At 47.2% G+C, this 18,216-nt stretch carries 22 protein-coding genes and 1 riboswitch; of the genes, 3 read left to right on the top strand and 19 right to left on the bottom strand.

Annotation, left to right across the window (positions count from 1 at the left end; genetic code table 11):
• The first annotated feature begins 127 nt into the window (after positions 1–127).
• Positions 128–793 (top strand): YesK family protein, encoded by a 666-nt coding sequence (locus tag BLU03_RS09240; protein WP_076570966.1) that lies wholly within the window; start codon positions 128–130, stop codon positions 791–793.
• 33 nt (positions 794–826) lie between these two features.
• Here the strand turns inward: BLU03_RS09240 and BLU03_RS13700 are convergent, their stop codons facing one another.
• The 10 genes from BLU03_RS13700 to sufC form a co-directional block, all read right to left on the bottom strand.
• On the bottom strand, positions 827–1,003 hold the full coding sequence (locus tag BLU03_RS13700) for a hypothetical protein (RefSeq protein WP_159435676.1): 177 nt from the start codon (positions 1,001–1,003) through the stop codon (positions 827–829).
• Positions 1,004–1,277: 274 nt separating this feature from the next.
• Entirely contained in the window at positions 1,278–1,646 is a 369-nt protein-coding gene (locus BLU03_RS09235) for a hypothetical protein (RefSeq protein WP_245698791.1), read from the bottom strand.
• Positions 1,647–1,730: 84 nt separating this feature from the next.
• Positions 1,731–2,141, bottom strand: coding sequence for a hypothetical protein (locus BLU03_RS09230; RefSeq protein WP_040609035.1), 411 nt, complete (start codon positions 2,139–2,141; stop codon positions 1,731–1,733).
• Positions 2,125–2,349: a helix-turn-helix transcriptional regulator gene (locus BLU03_RS09225; RefSeq protein ID WP_076570963.1), complete on the bottom strand. Its 225-nt coding sequence runs from the start codon at positions 2,347–2,349 to the stop codon at positions 2,125–2,127. Before BLU03_RS09225 ends, BLU03_RS09230 begins: the two co-directional genes overlap by 17 nt.
• 195 nt (positions 2,350–2,544) lie before the next feature.
• Positions 2,545–3,573, bottom strand: a complete 1,029-nt coding sequence (locus BLU03_RS09220; protein WP_093107341.1) for a DUF2332 domain-containing protein — start codon at positions 3,571–3,573, stop codon at positions 2,545–2,547.
• 125 nt (positions 3,574–3,698) lie between these two features.
• Positions 3,699–5,096, bottom strand: coding sequence for a Fe-S cluster assembly protein SufB (sufB, locus tag BLU03_RS09215; protein ID WP_093107339.1), 1,398 nt, complete (start codon positions 5,094–5,096; stop codon positions 3,699–3,701).
• A 32-nt stretch (positions 5,097–5,128) separates the two neighbouring features.
• Complete coding sequence (gene sufU / locus BLU03_RS09210) at positions 5,129–5,572, bottom strand: Fe-S cluster assembly sulfur transfer protein SufU (protein WP_008587219.1); 444 nt, start codon at positions 5,570–5,572, stop codon at positions 5,129–5,131.
• Entirely contained in the window at positions 5,562–6,782 is a 1,221-nt protein-coding gene (locus BLU03_RS09205) for a cysteine desulfurase (RefSeq protein ID WP_093107337.1), read from the bottom strand. The genes sufU and BLU03_RS09205 overlap by 11 nt, the downstream gene beginning before the upstream one ends.
• Positions 6,782–8,089 carry a Fe-S cluster assembly protein SufD gene (sufD, locus tag BLU03_RS09200; RefSeq protein ID WP_008587214.1) on the bottom strand — a complete coding sequence of 436 codons (1,308 nt, stop codon included), beginning with the start codon at positions 8,087–8,089 and terminating at the stop codon, positions 6,782–6,784. Before sufD ends, BLU03_RS09205 begins: the two co-directional genes overlap by 1 nt.
• Positions 8,090–8,110: 21 nt before the next feature.
• Positions 8,111–8,893: a Fe-S cluster assembly ATPase SufC gene (gene sufC, locus BLU03_RS09195; RefSeq protein ID WP_093107335.1), complete on the bottom strand. Its 783-nt coding sequence runs from the start codon at positions 8,891–8,893 to the stop codon at positions 8,111–8,113.
• Positions 8,894–9,751: 858 nt separating this feature from the next.
• Here sufC and BLU03_RS09190 point away from each other — a divergent pair.
• Positions 9,752–10,027 carry a hypothetical protein gene (locus tag BLU03_RS09190; RefSeq protein WP_008587207.1) on the top strand — a complete coding sequence of 92 codons (276 nt, stop codon included), beginning with the start codon at positions 9,752–9,754 and terminating at the stop codon, positions 10,025–10,027.
• A 50-nt stretch (positions 10,028–10,077) separates the two neighbouring features.
• On the opposite strand, the gene BLU03_RS09185 is transcribed toward BLU03_RS09190, so the two are convergent.
• The 3 genes from BLU03_RS09185 to BLU03_RS09175 are packed head-to-tail and all read right to left on the bottom strand — an operon-like array spanning position 10,078 to position 12,651.
• Positions 10,078–10,935 (bottom strand): MetQ/NlpA family ABC transporter substrate-binding protein, encoded by an 858-nt coding sequence (locus BLU03_RS09185; protein WP_008587205.1) that lies wholly within the window; start codon positions 10,933–10,935, stop codon positions 10,078–10,080.
• A 29-nt stretch (positions 10,936–10,964) separates the two neighbouring features.
• Positions 10,965–11,633 (bottom strand): methionine ABC transporter permease, encoded by a 669-nt coding sequence (locus BLU03_RS09180; protein ID WP_093107333.1) that lies wholly within the window; start codon positions 11,631–11,633, stop codon positions 10,965–10,967.
• Positions 11,626–12,651, bottom strand: a complete 1,026-nt coding sequence (locus BLU03_RS09175; protein ID WP_093107331.1) for a methionine ABC transporter ATP-binding protein — start codon at positions 12,649–12,651, stop codon at positions 11,626–11,628. Before BLU03_RS09175 ends, BLU03_RS09180 begins: the two co-directional genes overlap by 8 nt.
• 110 nt (positions 12,652–12,761) lie before the next feature.
• Positions 12,762–12,872: riboswitch (SAM riboswitch) on the bottom strand.
• A gap of 137 nt (positions 12,873–13,009) precedes the next feature.
• On the opposite strand from BLU03_RS09175, the gene BLU03_RS09170 reads away from it, so the two are divergent.
• Positions 13,010–13,426, top strand: a complete 417-nt coding sequence (locus BLU03_RS09170; RefSeq protein ID WP_093107329.1) for a TlpA family protein disulfide reductase — start codon at positions 13,010–13,012, stop codon at positions 13,424–13,426.
• Between the two features lie 216 nt (positions 13,427–13,642).
• Here BLU03_RS09170 and BLU03_RS09165 read toward each other — a convergent pair whose 3' ends face one another.
• From BLU03_RS09165 to BLU03_RS09140, 6 genes are all read right to left on the bottom strand, one after another.
• On the bottom strand, positions 13,643–13,948 hold the full coding sequence (locus tag BLU03_RS09165) for a thioredoxin family protein (protein WP_008587198.1): 306 nt from the start codon (positions 13,946–13,948) through the stop codon (positions 13,643–13,645).
• A gap of 10 nt (positions 13,949–13,958) precedes the next feature.
• On the bottom strand, positions 13,959–14,303 hold the full coding sequence (locus tag BLU03_RS09160) for a toprim domain-containing protein (protein ID WP_008587195.1): 345 nt from the start codon (positions 14,301–14,303) through the stop codon (positions 13,959–13,961).
• A gap of 64 nt (positions 14,304–14,367) precedes the next feature.
• Positions 14,368–14,754, bottom strand: a complete 387-nt coding sequence (gene gcvH / locus BLU03_RS09155) for a glycine cleavage system protein GcvH (RefSeq protein WP_008587193.1) — start codon at positions 14,752–14,754, stop codon at positions 14,368–14,370.
• A gap of 21 nt (positions 14,755–14,775) precedes the next feature.
• Positions 14,776–15,129, bottom strand: coding sequence for an arsenate reductase family protein (locus tag BLU03_RS09150; RefSeq protein WP_076570952.1), 354 nt, complete (start codon positions 15,127–15,129; stop codon positions 14,776–14,778).
• Between the two features lie 108 nt (positions 15,130–15,237).
• Positions 15,238–17,019, bottom strand: coding sequence for an acyl-CoA dehydrogenase family protein (locus tag BLU03_RS09145; RefSeq protein WP_008587188.1), 1,782 nt, complete (start codon positions 17,017–17,019; stop codon positions 15,238–15,240).
• Positions 17,020–17,031: 12 nt separating this feature from the next.
• Positions 17,032–18,210: an acetyl-CoA C-acetyltransferase gene (locus BLU03_RS09140; RefSeq protein WP_008587186.1), complete on the bottom strand. Its 1,179-nt coding sequence runs from the start codon at positions 18,208–18,210 to the stop codon at positions 17,032–17,034.
• Positions 18,211–18,216: the final 6 nt, after the last annotated feature.

The following is an 18,216-nucleotide window of genomic DNA, read 5'->3' as shown; positions in this document are numbered from 1 at the left end:
GTATGGTAGTGCAGTAAATTCCACACCCTGAATAGTGTACGCTATCGGGGTGATCTATATTCCATGTTAAAATCATGGTACAAGAAAAAAGGTTGCATTCCGTTAAAGACTTTCGGGCGGTGAAAATGTGTATTCAATATTGGCTGTCGGGTTATTTTTGGGTTTACTGATTTTCAGTTTCTTCTTTATCATTGCGAAATTTAATAATCGGTACTACTTGGCTCCACTAATGACATTCATCACAGCTTTTATTATTGTTCTCTACAGTTATTTCTTTATAAGAGGATTTGAAGGGATGGGGTATATATTTTTGGCAATGGGGATTCTGGTGGTCAGTATACTCGGTGCGATAGCAATACCTTCCCTGACTAAATCAGCCAGACAGACGAGATTCACGCGTGGCGATAAAATTGGTCTGTTTGTAATACCCGTCATCTTCTTCACCATCGTACTCGTTCCTGGTTTAAACGAAAGCGATTATTGGATTATTGAACAGGGACAGATGACCGTCCAGAATAACACGGAAAATCACTATAGTGTTTCCACAATTTCAGAAGGAAATAAAGAAATTTTCGTAAGGCTTGGCGAAAAATATGCAGGTCAGAAAATAGAAGTCGAGGAGATCAATCAAACGAATGGCACGGAAGTTATTTTAAATATGACTCAGAATCAAAGTGATCTTCACAAGTCTCCTTTTATTTATATCGGACTCGATGAAATTGAGGAGCCGTTAAACGTACGTACGACTGCGGGAGAGAAAATTCACTCATCTACTGAGAAAACCAGTGAATAGGACCAAAAGACTATTTTTCATTGCAACACCCCCTTATAATTGTTTGTTTTTCTTACGTCCATTCAAGGTTACCATGATAAAATGTCCGACCGTTCCGCCGATCATGAGCCCTCCCCACAAACTCCAGTCCAAGTCGGTCTTCCAAAGGCTTACTAGCAGGAATCCGATTGTGAAACCCATCAAAATGCCGGCCAGAGTTTTCAATTTCACAGATACCCCTCCTTAATCTACTGACATGACTCTCTTTAAAAATTGTCTTATGTCTTAAATCCTGGAAATGGCTTATTTATTTTTCGTCCAACTTTCTTTCAAGTACCTTAACCCGCGTTTCCAAAGATTCTATTCTGTCTTTTTGTTCCGAAAACTCATTCATCTTCGGTTTCAGCGCACCGGTGATTTGTTTTACTCCCCAATATATTATCGCAACGGGAAGGGCAAGAATTACTAAACAAATGACAATAAAAACTAAAACGTCGATAGTAAATCAACTCCTGTCTGTGTTACCTTGCAGAGACGTACTGCTGCTTAGGCGACGTTTATACATCCAGTAATAGACGAGATAGCTGGAAACAGCAACAAGCAAATAAAGCAGTTCAGGTTTAATGCTCCCGAATAAGTTCCACCCTCCGTTATTCAATTGCAGGAATTCGAAAACGGAACTTAAAAAGAAAACCATTACGAGTAAAATCCAACTGCTTACAATAGCTTTCTGTTTAATAATCTTCAAGCGTTCACTATCTCTCGTATTGACCCCGCCAAATTCATCCGTACCGGTAAACCATCCGGAAGCGAAGAAAATAACCAAACCTGCGAATACAATGATTCCGAAACTGACTAATTCCAAAATGATCACCTCATTGAAAACAACGTTCTTTCCAATTTATGTTAGACAAAACCCGGCGATTTGTCAAAATCCTTTTGGAAACGTTTCAATGCTTCAATCTTCCTGTTTCTTCCGTAAATAATAAAGATAAAAGTAAGGTACTACGAAACATATAAAAACTATCGCTCCTATGAGGATTCCCGTATTTAAATCCGCAGTAAGAGTAACTGCAACACCGAGACCGATTGCAATAACACTAATTACCGCTATCGAAGTAAGAAATCCTTTCTTAGGGGACTTTTTATCTGATTCATGATCCACGCTTATACTCATAGATAAATAAGCAGAGACTATGCCTGTGAGAATTAGCACAAACCACAGCGGGTTACCGGTCATCCCTTCCATACCTTTCGTAACCAGATCGTACCCTAATATGCCTATGATTCCAGCGGTCTGAACGATAAATAAAATTCGCGTGTTCTCCAAATTCTTCCGTTTCAAACGTTCGTCATTTATTTTTTGTATCATCGGTCCGCTCCTCCTTATCTATCCAGAACAGTTCATCCAGAGACTTGTGTACCGCGTCGCAAATGGCAAGACACAGTTTCAACGTAGGGTTGTACTTTCCTTTTTCTATTAAACTGATCGTTTGCCGGGTAACGCCTGTTTGTTCGGCTAACTGCGCCTGGGTCATATCCATTTGCACGCGGGCTATTTTTACGTTATTTTTCACTTATGTAAGACCCCCTTCACCCAATATAGTAACATATAGATTACATTATTCAATATATACATTACATAAAATATAAAAACCGACGCTTACCTAATATAAAAATAAGCGCCTTTGCAGGATGGATACACCTGTGAAATTATTGGGAGGTATATCAAAGATATTGTGCGCCCCACGCCATTCGGTATTCTGTATTTTCTAAAGATAGATCTTCCAGTCGAACCATCGGCCGTGCCCGTCCGTATCGCCCAGCGTATACGTTGTCGCTTCTCCTTTGAGTACGTGATCGACGTGTAAACGGCGATCCAGCATATTGTTATAAATATGGAAGACCTGTCTCTGTTCACTGATTTCTTTTACGTATTCTTCCAGTCTGTTCTTTTCCTCTTCCGGGAGCTGGTTGGCTACATGAGTGTGAAAAATGCAGAGAGTGGAATCATCAGACATGGTCGACGCAATCTCAGGAAGGAGGGAGACACCATCTCCTTCTAAAAGAGTGAGCGGATGCTGCTGCAGTTTTCGGGCGGCACGTAAAAAGTTGCGTCGTCTGTCGGCGTGTTCGGGCCAGATGAGCGCCTCCAGCCATAATTTCTCTTCTGTTACGGTCACATCCACAATGTTCAGATCCACCCCTGTCCGTTCTGCAACCGGAGGAACATCGTTCAGCAAGTGTTCCGGCATTATCCCCTCCCGCACTTTCGATTCCAAATGTACAGCAGAATCTTTTTTCCCGTACGTTTCTCCGGTGCCGTAGCTGTAGGCATACTGATCCCACAGCAACTGAAGCCCGGCACTCGTTCCTATTTCTATAAGCGACAGAGGTTTCTGTGTTTGTTCGTATATGTAAGAAAAGACAGGAAACAGGTAGGCACAGCGTCTCACTTCGTTCGTCTGTACGATGTTATTCTTCAGAATCTCTTTTATTTCTCCCTCATTTTCCAGACAGAAGTCTTTGAACACCTGGAACAGAGAATAATCTCTCCTCGGATATTCCACGAGGCTCGGGTAATAGTCTTTCAGTTCGTGGTCTGCTCCTTTCAGCAGCAGGTAATGTACGCCCCCGAACAACAGGTTCGGTACCGGCTGGCCTTTCTCCGCCTCCGCACACAGTTCCAGTATGTCTTCGTCTTCTGCAATTTTCAGGCTCAGCTCCTGATAAAGCGGACTGGAACCTTCGCATTCTTTTTCGGCAAAATTCCTGAACGTGTCGGCCAAGAAGTTCTTCATCTGCTCACTCCTTTTTTTCAGGCAAATTACTTCCCCTTCCATCTTACACTAATTTACATTTTATATAAAAATACTGAAATAAAAACCCCTGCACGAATGAAATCGTGACAGGGGTTTTGCAGATATTAACCGATAGAACCTTCCATCTCGAATTTGATAAGACGGTTCATTTCTACCGCATATTCCATTGGAAGTTCTTTCGTAAATGGCTCGATGAAGCCCATTACGATCATTTCTGTCGCTTCCTCTTCGGAAAGGCCGCGACTCATGAGATAGAACAACTGCTCTTCGGAGACTTTCGAAACTTTCGCTTCGTGCTCGAGAGAGATGTTTTCGTTCATGATTTCATTATAAGGAATCGTATCGGATGTGGATTCATTATCCATGATCAGTGTGTCGCACTCGATGTTCGAGCGGGCACCTTCCGCTTTTTTACCGAATTGGACGATTCCGCGGTACGTTACCTTACCACCGTTTTTGGAGATGGATTTGGAAACGATACTTGAAGAAGTATTCGGTGCCAGGTGGTGCATTTTCGCACCGGCATCCTGGTGCTGACCTGCGCCGGCAAGAGCGATGGATAGTGTGTTACCGCGAGCTCCTTCACCGGTAAGAAGAACAGATGGATACTTCATCGTAAGTTTGGAACCGAGGTTCCCGTCTACCCATTCCATCGATGCGTTCTCTTCAGCTACAGCACGTTTCGTTACCAGGTTATAGACGTTGTTCGCCCAGTTCTGGATCGTCGTATAACGGCAGTAGGCATCTTTCTTAACGAAGATTTCAACGACCGCACTGTGGAGAGAGCTTGAGGAGTACGTCGGTGCAGTACAACCTTCCACGTAGTGTACGGAAGATCCTTCATCCGCAATGATCAGTGTACGTTCGAACTGCCCCATGTTCTCGGAGTTGATACGGAAATAGGCCTGCAGTGGTGTGTCCACTTTCGTGTTCTTCGGTACATAGATGAAGGAACCGCCGGACCATACCGCAGAGTTCAACGCTGCGAATTTGTTATCGGAGTTCGGAATCGATTTTGCGAAATACTGACGGAACAGATCTTCGTTCTCTTTAAGCGCTGTATCCGAGTCTTTGAAAATGACTCCGAGGTTCTCCAGGTCTTCCTGCATGTTGTGATACACAACTTCGGATTCATACTGTGCGGAAACACCTGCGAGGTATTTCTGCTCTGCTTCCGGAATACCGAGACGATCAAATGTGTCCTTGATCTCCTGTGGGACTTCATCCCAGTTACGTTCCGTATTCTCAGAAGGCTTCACGTAATACGTAATATCGTCGAAGTTAAGTTCGGACAAGTCACCGCCCCACTGAGGCATCGGTTTCTTGTAGAATATTTCAAGAGACTTCAGGCGATAGTTAAGCATCCACTCCGGCTCTTCCTTACGTGCGGAAATATCTTTTACGACCTGCTCAGTAAGACCTTTTTCGGTTCTGTAAACAGATACGTCTTTATCGTGAAAGCCATATTTATAGTCTTCCATTTCTGGAGCTTTCTTAGCCATGATATTACCTCCTTGTATATTGATTCATCCGTTTAAGCTTCTTCGGACTCCTCTACTCCCTGCTCCATCGCTTTCCAGGAGAGGGTGGCGCATTTGATACGGGCCGGAAACTGGGATACTCCCTGTAGCGCCTCGATATCTTCCAGTGCGAATTGTTCCGGGTCGACGTCTTCTCCCTGCATCATAGCGGAGAAAAGCTTCGACATTTCAAGAGCTTCTTCGACTGTTTTCCCTTTTACTGCCTCTGTCATCATGGAAGCGGAGGAAAGGCTGATGGAACAGCCTTCTCCGTCGAATTTGGCTTCGTTCACCACTCCGTCTTCAAGCTGAAGCTGAAGCTGGATTCTGTCTCCGCATGTAGGGTTATTCATATCGATAGCCATGTGCTCGCCTTCGATAGACCCTTTATTGCGGGGATTTTTGTAGTGATCCATGATAACCTGGCGATAAAGTGTATCTAAGTTATTAAATGACATCGCCAAAATACTCCTTTGTTTTCTGTAGTCCTTCGACAAAGCGGTCAATTTCGTCCGTCGTGTTATACAAATAGAAACTGGCTCTGGCTGTTGCATTTACACCGAGCCACTTCATGAGCGGCTGGGCACAGTGGTGTCCGGCTCTTACGGCTATCCCTTCCGTATCAAGAACGGTAGCCAGATCGTGCGGGTGAACGCCCTCGACGTTGAAAGTGACAAGTCCTGCCCGTTCTCTCGGACCATAGACAGTCACTCCGTCCATGTCGTCCATCTTCTGAAGCGCATAGCTGATGAGCTCCTCTTCGTGCTTCTCGATTTCTTCCATACCGACGCTTTCGAGATAATCGATTGCAGCACCGAGTCCTATCGCTCCGGCTATGATCGGCGTACCTCCTTCGAACTTCCACGGAAGTTCCTTCCACGTGGAATCGTACAGGCTGACGAAATCGATCATTTCTCCGCCGAATTCTACCGGTTCCATGTTATCGAGCAAATCTTTCTTACCATACAATACCCCTATTCCCGTCGGTCCACACATCTTGTGGGCCGAGAAGGCATAGAAATCACAGTCCAGATCCTGCACATCGATTTTGATGTGAGGTGCACTCTGAGCACCGTCCACGACTATTACTGCATTCTTCTCGTGAGCCGCCGCTGCGATTTCTTTGATCGGGTTGATGGTACCGAGAACGTTTGAAACATGGGAGACAGCGACTATTTTGGTTCTGTCGCTGATCGTATCCCTCACATCGCTCATGGAAAGCGTGCCGTCCTCCTGCATCGGAATGTATTTAAGTGTTGCGTTTTTGCGCTTTGCAAGCTGCTGCCATGGTATCAGGTTACTGTGGTGTTCCATTTCCGTAATGACAATCTCATCACCAGGAGCCACATTATCCACACCGTAGCTCTGGGCTACCGTGTTGATTCCCGTTGTTGTACCACGATTGAAAACAATTTCTTTCGTATTGGATGCATTTATGAAAGAGCGTACTTTCTCGCGTGCTCCTTCATATTCATCCGTAGCGACAGCCCCAAGTGTGTGCACTCCGCGGTGAACGTTCGAGTTGTACCGCTTGTAATAGTCATCGATTTTATCAATGACAGATTGTGGTGTCTGGGACGTCGCCGACGAATCGAGGTATACAAGAGGATGACCGTTTACCTCCTGATGAAGAATCGGAAATGCCTCACGTACCGCCAATACATCCATTAATTCACTTTCCTTTCGATTACCTGACGCAACTGATTTTTCACAGCCTCTACCGGAAGCTGGTTGACGACCGGTGCCAGGAATCCGTGAATGATCAGGCGCTCCGCTTCTCTCTTCGGAATACCGCGGCTCATCATGTAATAAAGCTGAACCGGGTCCACACGTCCGACAGAAGCTGCGTGACCTGCTGTTACATCGTCTTCATCGATAAGAAGAATCGGGTTAGCATCCCCACGGGCATCCTTACTGAGCATAAGAACACGGGACTCCTGTTCCGCATTCGCTTTCGTTGCACCGTGGTCGATTTTGCCGATGCCGTTGAAGATACCGGAAGACTTGTCCTTCATAACTCCGTGCTGAAGAATGAAGCCGTCCGATTCTTTACCGAAGTGACGGATATTCGTCGTAAAGTTCTGCTTTTGCTCTCCACGTCCGACGACAACCATCTTCGCATCGCCTTCCGAGTTATCACCGACGAGATGCGTGATATTCTCGGCCGCGGTGTTCCCTTCGTTCATCTGACCGATCGCCCATTCGATACGGGCATCTCTGCCTGCAATACCGCGGCGGTTCGAGTAGACGGTCGTACCTGCTGCGAAGTTGTCGACAGCACCGAAGGAAACTTTCGCGTTATCTTTTGCGATGACTTCCGTAATGATATTAGCTGACGTCTGAGCTTCCGTGTTATTGGAAATGTAGTTTTCCACGTAAGTGACGGAACTGTTCTCTTCTGCTACGACGAGGATGTGGTTGATAAGAGATGCACGCTCATCCTCCTGCCAGAAGATTGCCTGAAGCGGCTCTTCGATATTCACGTTTTTCGGAACGTAAAGGAAGATACCGCTGTTCATAAGAGCTGCATGCAGAGCACTGAGACGGTGTTCATCTACAGCTACCGCTTCTGTCATGTAATACTCTTTCACGAGTTCTGAATGATCGCGGAGTGCAGTGAAAATGTCCGTGAAAATCACGCCTTTGTCCTGCAGTTCCTGGTTAAGAGAAGAGTATGCAGCCGTGTGGTTGCGCTGAATGAGAAGGTTCTCCGTTTCTTTCTCCTGATCGAGGAAATTCTGGATTTCCGGTGGAAGATTTTCGAGCGAGTCGATGTTCGTTCCTTCCACGTCATGAGAGAAATCGGTGAAGTTCCATTTCTCTATATTAGTTTTATCAGGCTTCGGCATCGGAAGATTCTCCGATTTTTCAAGAGCCGCCAGACGAAGCTCTTTCATCCATGCCGGTTCGTTATGCTTGTTCGAATATTCTGTGACGTATTGCTTGTCGTATGGCATTGATACTTCTACAGCCATGAGATCCCTCCTAACCTTCGATTATTTAGAGCCGATTGTTTCGTCTTCGATTCCAAGTTCTTCCTTGATCCAGTCGTACCCTTCTTCCTCGAGACGCTGAGCAAGTTCAGGTCCGCCGGTTTTCACAATGCGTCCCTGCATCATTACGTGCACTTTATCAGGAGTGATGTAGTTGAGAAGACGCTGATAGTGAGTGATGATCAGGCAGCCGAAGGAGTCGTTACGCATCTCGTTGATGCCTTTTGCTACGACTTTAAGAGCGTCGATATCGAGACCGGAGTCGATTTCATCCAGAATGGCGATAGACGGCTCGATGTTCATAAGCTGAAGGATTTCGTTACGTTTCTTCTCTCCGCCGGAGAAACCTTCGTTAAGGTAACGCTGAGCCATATTCTTATCGATGTCGAGTGTATCCATCTTCGCATCCATCTGTTTGATGAATTTCATCAGGGAAATCTCGTCGCCTTCTTCACGGCGGGAGTTGATCGCCGAACGAAGGAAGTCGGAGTTCGTCACACCGCTGATTTCACTTGGGTACTGCATAGCAAGGAACAGACCCGCCTGGGCACGTTCGTCCACTTCCATCTCGAGAACGTTTTCCCCGTCGAGCAGAATTTCACCTTGGGTAACTTCGTATTTAGGGTGACCCATCACTGCTGAAGCCAGCGTGGATTTACCGGTTCCGTTCGGTCCCATTACCGCGTGGAATTCTCCACCTTTTAGAGTTAAATTTAGACCTTTCAGAATTTCCAAACCTTCAATTTCAACATGAAGATCTTTGATTTCGAGTGTTGAGCCTGCCATGTATAATACCTCCTGTGTATTGTGATCAATTATTGGGTGTATGGTCGGTTGATTTAAAACCATTCTCAATTTATTCTCATTATAATCTTAAATCATTTCAAAGCTGATATCAACTTTTTTCGTCCTTTCCATTTCCCGTTTGCACCATCTCCTATTATAACAAAAACTTACGGAATAGCTAAAGTTATCTATTACATTAATCTTTTGATATTCAATTTGGAGACAGGGGCGTCTGCTGAGATGAAGTGTGCGAGAGTGCCATGCGTGCCTGCAGGAAAAAACCGCCCGGAGAGAAGATTGATCCTTCTCTCCGGGCGGTTCCTTTATACTTATATATTATCTGTGCAGCTGTCTTTCCATTTCCGAGTGTATTTTCTTGCTTTCTTCATACTCCCGGCTCCGTTTCTTCTCTACATGAATCTGGGTTTCCAACTTTCTGCCGTATTCCGCAAAGCAAATGTCGTGTGCCTGGAACATTCCTTTTTCCATTTCACTCGTATAAGTTAAACCCAAACAGTCGCTGATAATTAATCAATCCTTTCAGAGTTTTTACAACTATAAGAATAGCACAAAGAAGAAATCAGACAAAAGCGCAAATCTTATGATTATTCAGCATTTTCGTATAGATATACTCTCTGAGAATAAATCAGGAAAGGCATGCCTATAATTCGTCCTTTTCTCTTCTTTATACTCTTCTGTTGTTATATGGGGGTGATTCCCCGCACTCGGAAAATTAAACACATTTTTTTGAATATCCTTCTCCTATTCCGGATGCCGGGAACCTCAGAAGTTCTGAAACTTCGCGCCTCCTTCTTCCGTATATGCGTTATACGCAATTTACAACGGGAGGGAACGTACATGGTATTTGGCTTTTCCGGAATCATCATACTGGTCATCATCTATTTCTCAATTAAAATCAGTAATTTAGAAAATCGGGTGGAAGGGCTGCATTATAAACTTGATACAATCAAAGCACAGACAAACGTTTCCGGCTACCCGGTCGATGAAGAACTGCTGGAATTACTCGGGCAGGGAGAGGAAATAAAAGCTGTCAAAAAAGCACGGCAGGCTTTCGGACTTTCTCTCGTCGAAGGAAAGCGCTATGTAGATAATTTGAAAACGGACAATAGCTGAAGCAAAAAAAGGAAGCACTCCCCACTCAAGTCAGGGGAAGTGCTTCCTTTTCATTTTTCGCTGTCACTGCCGTCTACAGGCACGACCGCACCATCATACTGCTCTTTCATGAAGGACTGGATTTCATCGGAGCGAAGTACTTCCACCAGGGTGTTCAATGCTTCGCTGTCCTTATCTTCACTTTTCGCTGCGATTACGTTTACGTAAGGAGAGTCGGAACCTTCGAGAAGAAGGGCGTCTTCACTCGGGTTAAGGTCCGCCTGGATCGCGTAGTTCGTGTTGATGGCGACAAGCGCATTCTCTTCTCTCTCGTAGTTTTCAGGTAGAAGGGCTGCATCGATCCCTGCGTCGAACTCAAGATTTTTAGGGTTCTCGACGACGTCTTCCAGTTTAGCGTTCACCGGATCCACGTCCGGGTCGATTTTCACCAGGCCTTCTTTCTCAAGAAGGGAAAGGATACGTCCATGGTCTGCGACAGAGCGGCTCATAAGCACCGTCGTTCCATCCTCCACATCTTCGATACTTTCGATTCCTTTGGAGTAGATACCCATCGGCTCGATGTGGATACCTCCAAGGTTGGCGAAATCATAGCCGTTCTCTTCCATTTGCGTATTCAGGTAAGGAATATGCTGAAAATAGTTTGCGTCGATCTCCCCTTCAGACAGATCACGGTTCGGGAGGACGTAATCCTGATATTCTTCGATATTCAGCGTAATGCCCTTTTCTTCCATAAGCGGCTGTGCTTCTTTCAACACTTCTGCGTGCGGAACACTGGTGGCGCCGACGGATATTTCGGATGTTTCTTTATCCGATCCTTCCGAATCACCGGAATCTGAGCTGTCCGATCCACATGCTGCGAGCAGGGAAACAAGGGCTATAGTGGCTAACGTGAGTAGAAACTTTTTCATGGTACTCTCTCCTTTTTTAAAACGTAGTTTTATCTTTTGTCCAGTTTTCTGGAAGCGAAGTCTCCGATGAACTGGAAAACGAATACGATAATGACGATAAGCACGGTACATACGAATACGACATCAAAACTGTTCCTCTGGAACCCGTAAAAGTAAGCGAAGTCCCCGAGACCTCCGGCGCCGATCACTCCCGCTACAGCTGTATAGCTGATCAGAGCGATGGCCGTTACTGTAAGTCCGGATATCAAAGCCGGAGTCGATTCCGGCAGAAGAACTTTGAAAATGATTGTACGGTATTTGGCTCCCATCGCTTTGGCCGCTTCGATTACACCTTTATCCACTTCTTTAAGTGCTATTTCAACGAGACGGGCATAGAAAGGCGCACCTCCGATAATGAGTGCCGGCAGTGCTGCTGAAGGCCCGCGTATCGTCCCGACGAGAAAATCGGTGAACGGGAACAGAAGCAGGATGAGAATAATGAACGGGATAGCCCGGAACACGTTGACGAAAGTTGCGGTGATCCAGTTCGCTATTTTATTCTGCCAGATGCCTCCCGGGCCTGTTAAATAAAGCAGCAGACCGAGAAGCAGGCCGAATATGAACGTTCCGAGAACGGAGAAGAACGTCATAAACAGCGTCTCGTTCGTCGCGGTAATCATGTCGTCAACCTGAACGTTAGGAAACAATTGTTCAAACATCAAGGGCCACCTCCACTTCTACAGACGTTTCTCTTACATACGTCAGAGCCCGTTCAATTTCTTCTTTTTCTCCTTCGAGATGCACGATCAATGTACCATATGCACCCTTCTGGGTCTGGGTGATCTTCCCGTGGAGCACGTTCACATCCACCTGGAACTTCCGGGACACTTCACTGATCAGTGCCTGGTGCGTACGTTCTCCGACGAAGTGAAGCTGGGCCACTTCCCCGAGAGGGTATTCCTCTTTAATAAGAGAAAGAGAAGATTCCCGGTCAGGGTCTCCCATCACCTGGTCGACGAAACGTTTCGTCACTTTCTGTTTCGGTCTTAAAAATACGTCCAGTACGTCGCCTTCTTCCACAATTTTTCCGTCTTCCATTACAGCCACACGGTGGCAGATTTTACGGATGACGTGCATTTCGTGAGTAATGAGCACGATGGTAAGTCCGAGTTTCGCATTGATATCGACGAGCAGATCAAGAATGGAGTCGGTCGTTTCCGGATCGAGAGCGGAGGTCGCCTCATCACATAAAAGGACTTTCGGGCGATTTGCGAGTGCTCTGGCGATACCGACACGCTGTTTCTGACCCCCGCTCAACTGGGAAGGGTACGAGGTCCCGCGGCCGCCGAGACCAACGAGCTCCACCAGTTCGTCCACACGTTCCTTTCTTTCCTCCTTCGGTACTCCCGCAATTTCGAGTGGAAAAGCGATATTATCTTCCACTGTACGGGACCACAGCAGGTTGAAGTGCTGGAAGATCATTCCCATGTCCTGGCGGGCCAGACGGAGATCCCCTTTCGACAGTGAAGAAATCTCTCGGTCATCTATGTTGATCGTTCCGCCGCTCGGGTCTTCGAGACGGTTCAGCAGGCGGATGAACGTACTTTTCCCGGCACCGCTGTACCCGATGACGCCGAAAATTTCACCGGAGTCGATCGTCGCCTCTAGGTCGTTGACCGCATGTACGTCCTGATCCTTCGTTCGGAACACTTTTGACAGACCTTTAATCGAAATCATTGTTTTCCCTCCCGCGTCTGTAAGAGTCGCTGTCTCTTACGGTTTTAGCAAATAAAAAAACCCTCTGCCTGAAAGAACAGAAAGGTTGGTATTTAAAAATCAATTCTGTTCTCTCATCTATCAGAGCCGATTGCTCTGTAGGATTTGGCACCATTTTAAACAGAATGTTTAACGGTTGCCGGGCTTCATAGGGCCAGTCCCTCCACCTCTCTTGATAAGAGAATTTCGTTTATTCAATTTATAGAGCGATACGGAAGATTTTAGCACTGTACCGGACTGGTGTCAATAAACTTCAATAAAAAGCGTGTATATGTTACGATTTTTGCAAACTTCTTATTAAAGAAAGGATCCGATACCCATGAAAGCTCCCGTATTCACATTACCATACCTTACCGAAGAAGGCACTTATACACTCCCTGAAAATCCGGGGAAAGTCACCATTCTTACTTTCTGGGCCTCCTGGTGCCCGGATTCCGGTGCAGATATGCCGAAAAAAGAGCAGCTTTTCGATTCGCTCCATACGGACGATGTGGAAATGATTACCATCAACGTCGCCGGCCGGGAAGGAAAAAGGGAAGATGCCGTAAAGTATAAAGAGAAATTTTTGACACAGCCGACGCTTGAAGATAATGGAACGAAAGTGTATGACCTCTACGGCTGCACCGGTGTTCCTACCACCGTCATCATCTCATCCGAAGGGGAAATCGTTCATCAGTTCGGCGACGACGCTTCCTTTATGGACATTATGAAAGCCGTCGGAGAAACGGTGGAATAGTGGAGATTTCTTTTGCGTGACTTTCGGACGCCATATCCGGCCCCGAAGGTCACGTTTCTCTCTGTTTCCTTCCCTTCAGCACATCCTTCCCTCTCTGAAGGGAACGATTCGGCGTAAATCGTTCCTTTCAGGCCCCCGTGGCGCTTCCGAAAGGAACGATTCTCCCGTCCGCGTTCACAAAAGCACCAGCTCCCGGGATGATGAGCTGGTGCTTCGCTATATTTTCTCTTTTTCTTTCATCAGATTGAAAATTTTCGTCACCGATTCGAACGCATACACTTTCTCTTCCACTTTCCCGTCTTTCCATACGAGCAGACAGGGTACGCTTGATACCTGTTTCTCCTGCATGAAGTCCGGGAAGAGGCTCGCGTTCATTTCATAGAAGACATCTTCTTCTCTCATCTTCTCGATGATATCAAGCATTTCCCTTGCCAGGTGGCACGTTCCGCAAAAGGGACTGTAAATGAATACGTACCCTCTTCCTACTTCCGGCAGTGTTTCCCTTACATTCACTTCTTTCATTGTTGCCTCCTTACATCATGTAGACAGGTTTGATCCGGAACCGGTACCCCGCAAGCATCCGTGCGAGTTCCGGTTCCGGCGTAGCAGCTACTTCCCGGTACGTTTTGCTTGTGTACAGATGTACAGCGTGAGGAAGTTCTTCCCTGAACTGTTCCCGGAGTCTGTAGCCCGAGTAGTCTTCATCGACGAGTATATAAACGTTGCGGTGATCCAGATCGTACTCATAAATCAGCTCATCCAGACGCTCCAGGCCGAGTGTTCCATACGTGCAGATGATTTCAAGAGGCTGCGCCAGCATCTTCTTAATATGCTTTTTGTCCGTAATCCCCTCAACGATTAAAATAGGTTCATTCATCCCGCTTACCCCTTTATACAGAAACAGACCATGCGGATCCATGGTCTGTCGAAGTTAATAAGTTCTATTCATCTTCGGAAATCATAGCTTCGTACTCATCCGCACTCATCAGATCATCCAGTCCGGACTTCCCGGAAGGCTCGACTACGATCATCCACGCTTTATCGTAAGGAGATTCGTTTACTAGTTCCGGGCTGTCCTCGAGTTCATCGTTCACTTCAACGACTTTCCCGCTGACGGGAGCATAAAGTTCGGATACCGTCTTCACGGATTCCACACTTCCGAACGGCTCATCCACTTCCACTTCATCACCGACTTCCGGAAGCTCGGCGAACACGACGTCACCGAGTTCGGACTGGGCGAACTCTGTAATACCGATGCGAAGGTTATCCCCTTCTTCTTTTACCCATTCATGTTCTTTTGAATAACGAAATTCTTTTGGCAGTTCCATTATTGACCCCTCCTTCAAAAATTACAGCCAGTTGGCTTCGTACTCCGCTTCTTTGAACCCTGCGGTCACGCGACTTCCATCCGTAGCTAGCGGCCGCTTGATCAGCATGCCGTCGGAAGCCAGTATCTCCGCCTGTTCTTCAAGCGTCATGTCCCCTACTTTGTCTTTCAGTCCAAGCTCACGGTACTTCTTCCCGCTGGAATTGAAGAAACGTTTCGAAGGAAGATCGCTGTTTTTCATCATCTGCAGCAGCATTTCCTTCGAAGGTGGAGTTTCCACGAGATTCACAGCTTTATAATCCACATCGTTCTCATCAAGCCATCTTTTCGCGTTACGGCACGTGCCGCACTTCGGATACCAGTAAAAGGTAAGCATGACTTCTCCCCCATTCCTAACAAAACAATATCACATTTATCCTACCACAACCGCTCTTTGTTGAAAAACAAAAGGCTGTCCCCCGGCAGAGGACAGCCTTTTTCGAAATTACACGAAGTATTTTCCGGCTTTTTCAAGACCGACGGAAATTTCACGTTTTTTCTTGATAACATTCACCGGGTTATGACGCGTCAGCTTCCGGAGAGCTCCGAGCATCATGCGGAGATCGTCGCCCTCTTCCGCTGCGATAAGTGTTTCTTTCGCGTGCGCTTCGATACGATTGAACGCTTCCTGAACGTACACTTCCGTATATAGAAGTTTCTGGCTGTGTTTTTCGGCTCCGTCTTTGTCGACAGCTTTCTTCGTACGGAGAATGGCAGATTCCATATTGAAAATTTCACCCGTAATGTCTGCCAGGTTCACAAGTACTTCCTGTTCCTGATCCAGTTTCTCTCCATATTTCTGAGCAGCAAGTCCGGAAGCCAGCAGAGCGATCTTCTTCGCATTCTTCAGCAGGTAGAATTCCTGTTCAAGCGGAGCGTCTCCCGGTTCTTCAGGCATCATCGTCATGATTTCTTCCTGAAGTTTCTTAGCTTTTTCAAAAATCGGCAGTTCGCCTTTCATCGCTTTTTTGACGAGGTTGCCGGGAACGATCATACGGTTGATTTCGTTCGTTCCTTCGAAAATACGGTTGATACGGGAATCCCGGTACATACGTTCCACTTCGTATTCCTGCATGAAACCGTATCCGCCGTGGATCTGTACCGCTTCGTCCACTGCGAAGTCAAGCAGTTCCGAACCGAACACCTTCGTAAGAGAACATTCGATGGCGTACTCGGCGATGACGTTGGCGACAGCTTTTCCGTCATTCAGTTCTTCCTCGGAAAGCCGTCCCATACTTTGTTCAAACAGCCCGACGGTACGGTAGACGGCGCTTTCGTTCGCGTACGTGTTCGCTGCGACGGACGCCACTTTTTCCTTGATAAGCGGGAAGCTCATAATCGGAGTATCGAACTGTTTCCGTTCCTGAGCGTAGTTGACGGAAAGTTCGATGGCTCTCTTCGCACTTCCGACACTTCCGATCGCCAGCTTGTAACGGCCGACGTTCAGGATATTGAAAGCGATGATGTGCCCTCTGCCGATTTCACCGAGAACGTTCTCGACAGGCACTTCGGCGTCTTCAAGGATAAGGGTACGGGTGGAGGACCCTTTGATCCCCATCTTCTTCTCCTCAGGACCAGTGGATACGCCCGGGTGCTCTCTTTCTACGATGAAAGCCGTGAATTTCTCTCCGTCAATTTTTGCGTAGACGATGAATACGTCCGCGAACGCGGAGTTCGTAATCCACTGCTTCTCTCCGTTCAGTACGTAGTGAGTACCGGCCTCATTCAGTTTGGCTGTCGTTTTGGCTCCCCGGGCATCAGACCCTGAACCCGGTTCAGTCAGGGCATACGCAGCCAGCAGTTCACCTGTCGCCAGTTTCGGCAGATATTTCTTCTTCTGATCACTGTTTCCGAAGAAGACGATCGGCAGAGAACCGATTCCGACGTGTGCTCCGTGGGTCAAAGAGAAACCACCGGCGCGGGCAAATTTCTCCGTAATAAGGGAAGAACTGATCTTGTCCAGCTGTACCCCGCCATACTCTTCCGGTACGTCCGCACCGAGCAATCCGAGTTCTCCCGCTTTCTTCATAAGCTCGAGGGAGTGTTCGAATTCGTGGTTCTCGATTTTATCCACTTTCGGAAGAACGTCTCCCGTGATGAAGTCTTCCGTCGTTTTGGCAATCATTTTATGTTCTTCGGTAAAATCTTCCGGGGTGATGATATCTTCCGCTTCCACATCTTCCACCAGAAAACTTCCGCCTTTGATCATATCTTTAACATCACTCATATTTATTCCTCCTCAGGATAATAGTTCGAATACTCCGGCAGCGCCCATTCCGCCGCCGATACACATCGTTACAACGCCGTATTTTTCGTTGCGGCGTTTCATCTCATGAATAAGTGACAGCGTCAGCTTCGTTCCTGTACAGCCGAGCGGGTGTCCAAGAGCGATCGCTCCTCCATTCACGTTCACTTTCTCCTCATCAAGTCCGAGTTCACGGATGACCCGAAGTGACTGGGAAGCAAAGGCTTCGTTCAGTTCGAACAGACCGATGTCTTCCAGGGAAAGGCCTGCCATTTTCAAAGCTTTCGGCACCGCTTCAATCGGTCCTACTCCCATAATCTCCGGTTCCACACCGGCCACTGCGAAAGAGTGGAACTTGGCGAGCGGCTGCAGGCCTTCCTTCTCGGCTTTCTCCCGGTCCATGACGAGCACCGAAGCTGCTCCGTCGCTCATCTGGGACGAATTTCCTGCTGTAACCGATCCCTTTACGTGGAAAGCAGGCTTCAGTTTGGCAAGTGTTTCTGTCGTCGTACCGTGACGTACCCCTTCATCCCGCTCGAGCGTACGCGTCACTTTCCTGGTCGTGTTATCCGGCCCCGGGACATTTTCGGTCACTTCGACAGGAACGATTTCCTCGTCGAACTTCCCTTCTTCCAGAGCTTTAGCCGCTCTCTCGTGACTTCTGGCCGCAAAAGCATCCTGATCTTCCCGGGAGATGTTGAAGCGGTTCGCCACTTCCTCTGCCGTGTGTCCCATCGACATATAGTACTCAGGAGCGTTCTCCACAAGCTCCACGTTCGGCTTGATGACGTGTCCTCCCATAGGGATCAGACTCATCGATTCCGCGCCTCCGGCAATCGCAGCTTCCGAATGTCCGAGCATAATCTTCTCGGCGGCATTGGCTATACTCTGAAGTCCGGATGAACAGTATCGGTTGATTGTAATCGCCGGAACGGAGTGGTGCAGACCCGCAAGAGCCCCGATACTCCGTGCCATATTCATCCCCTGCTCGGCCTCAGGCATCGCGCACCCGATGATGACATCATCAATAGGACCGTCGTAGTTATTTGCTCTTCTTAGCGTTTCCCTGATTGTCAGCGCCGCAAGATCGTCCGGGCGACTGCTTGCAAGCGTGCCTTTCTTCGCTTTACCGACCGGCGTACGTGCACCGGCCACAATTACTGCTTCTCTCACAACTTT

The organism is Salimicrobium album (assembly GCF_900107115.1).
Lineage (GTDB): Bacteria > Bacillota > Bacilli > Bacillales > Halobacillaceae > Salimicrobium > Salimicrobium album.
This window is presented reverse-complemented; position numbering and strand designations above follow the sequence as displayed.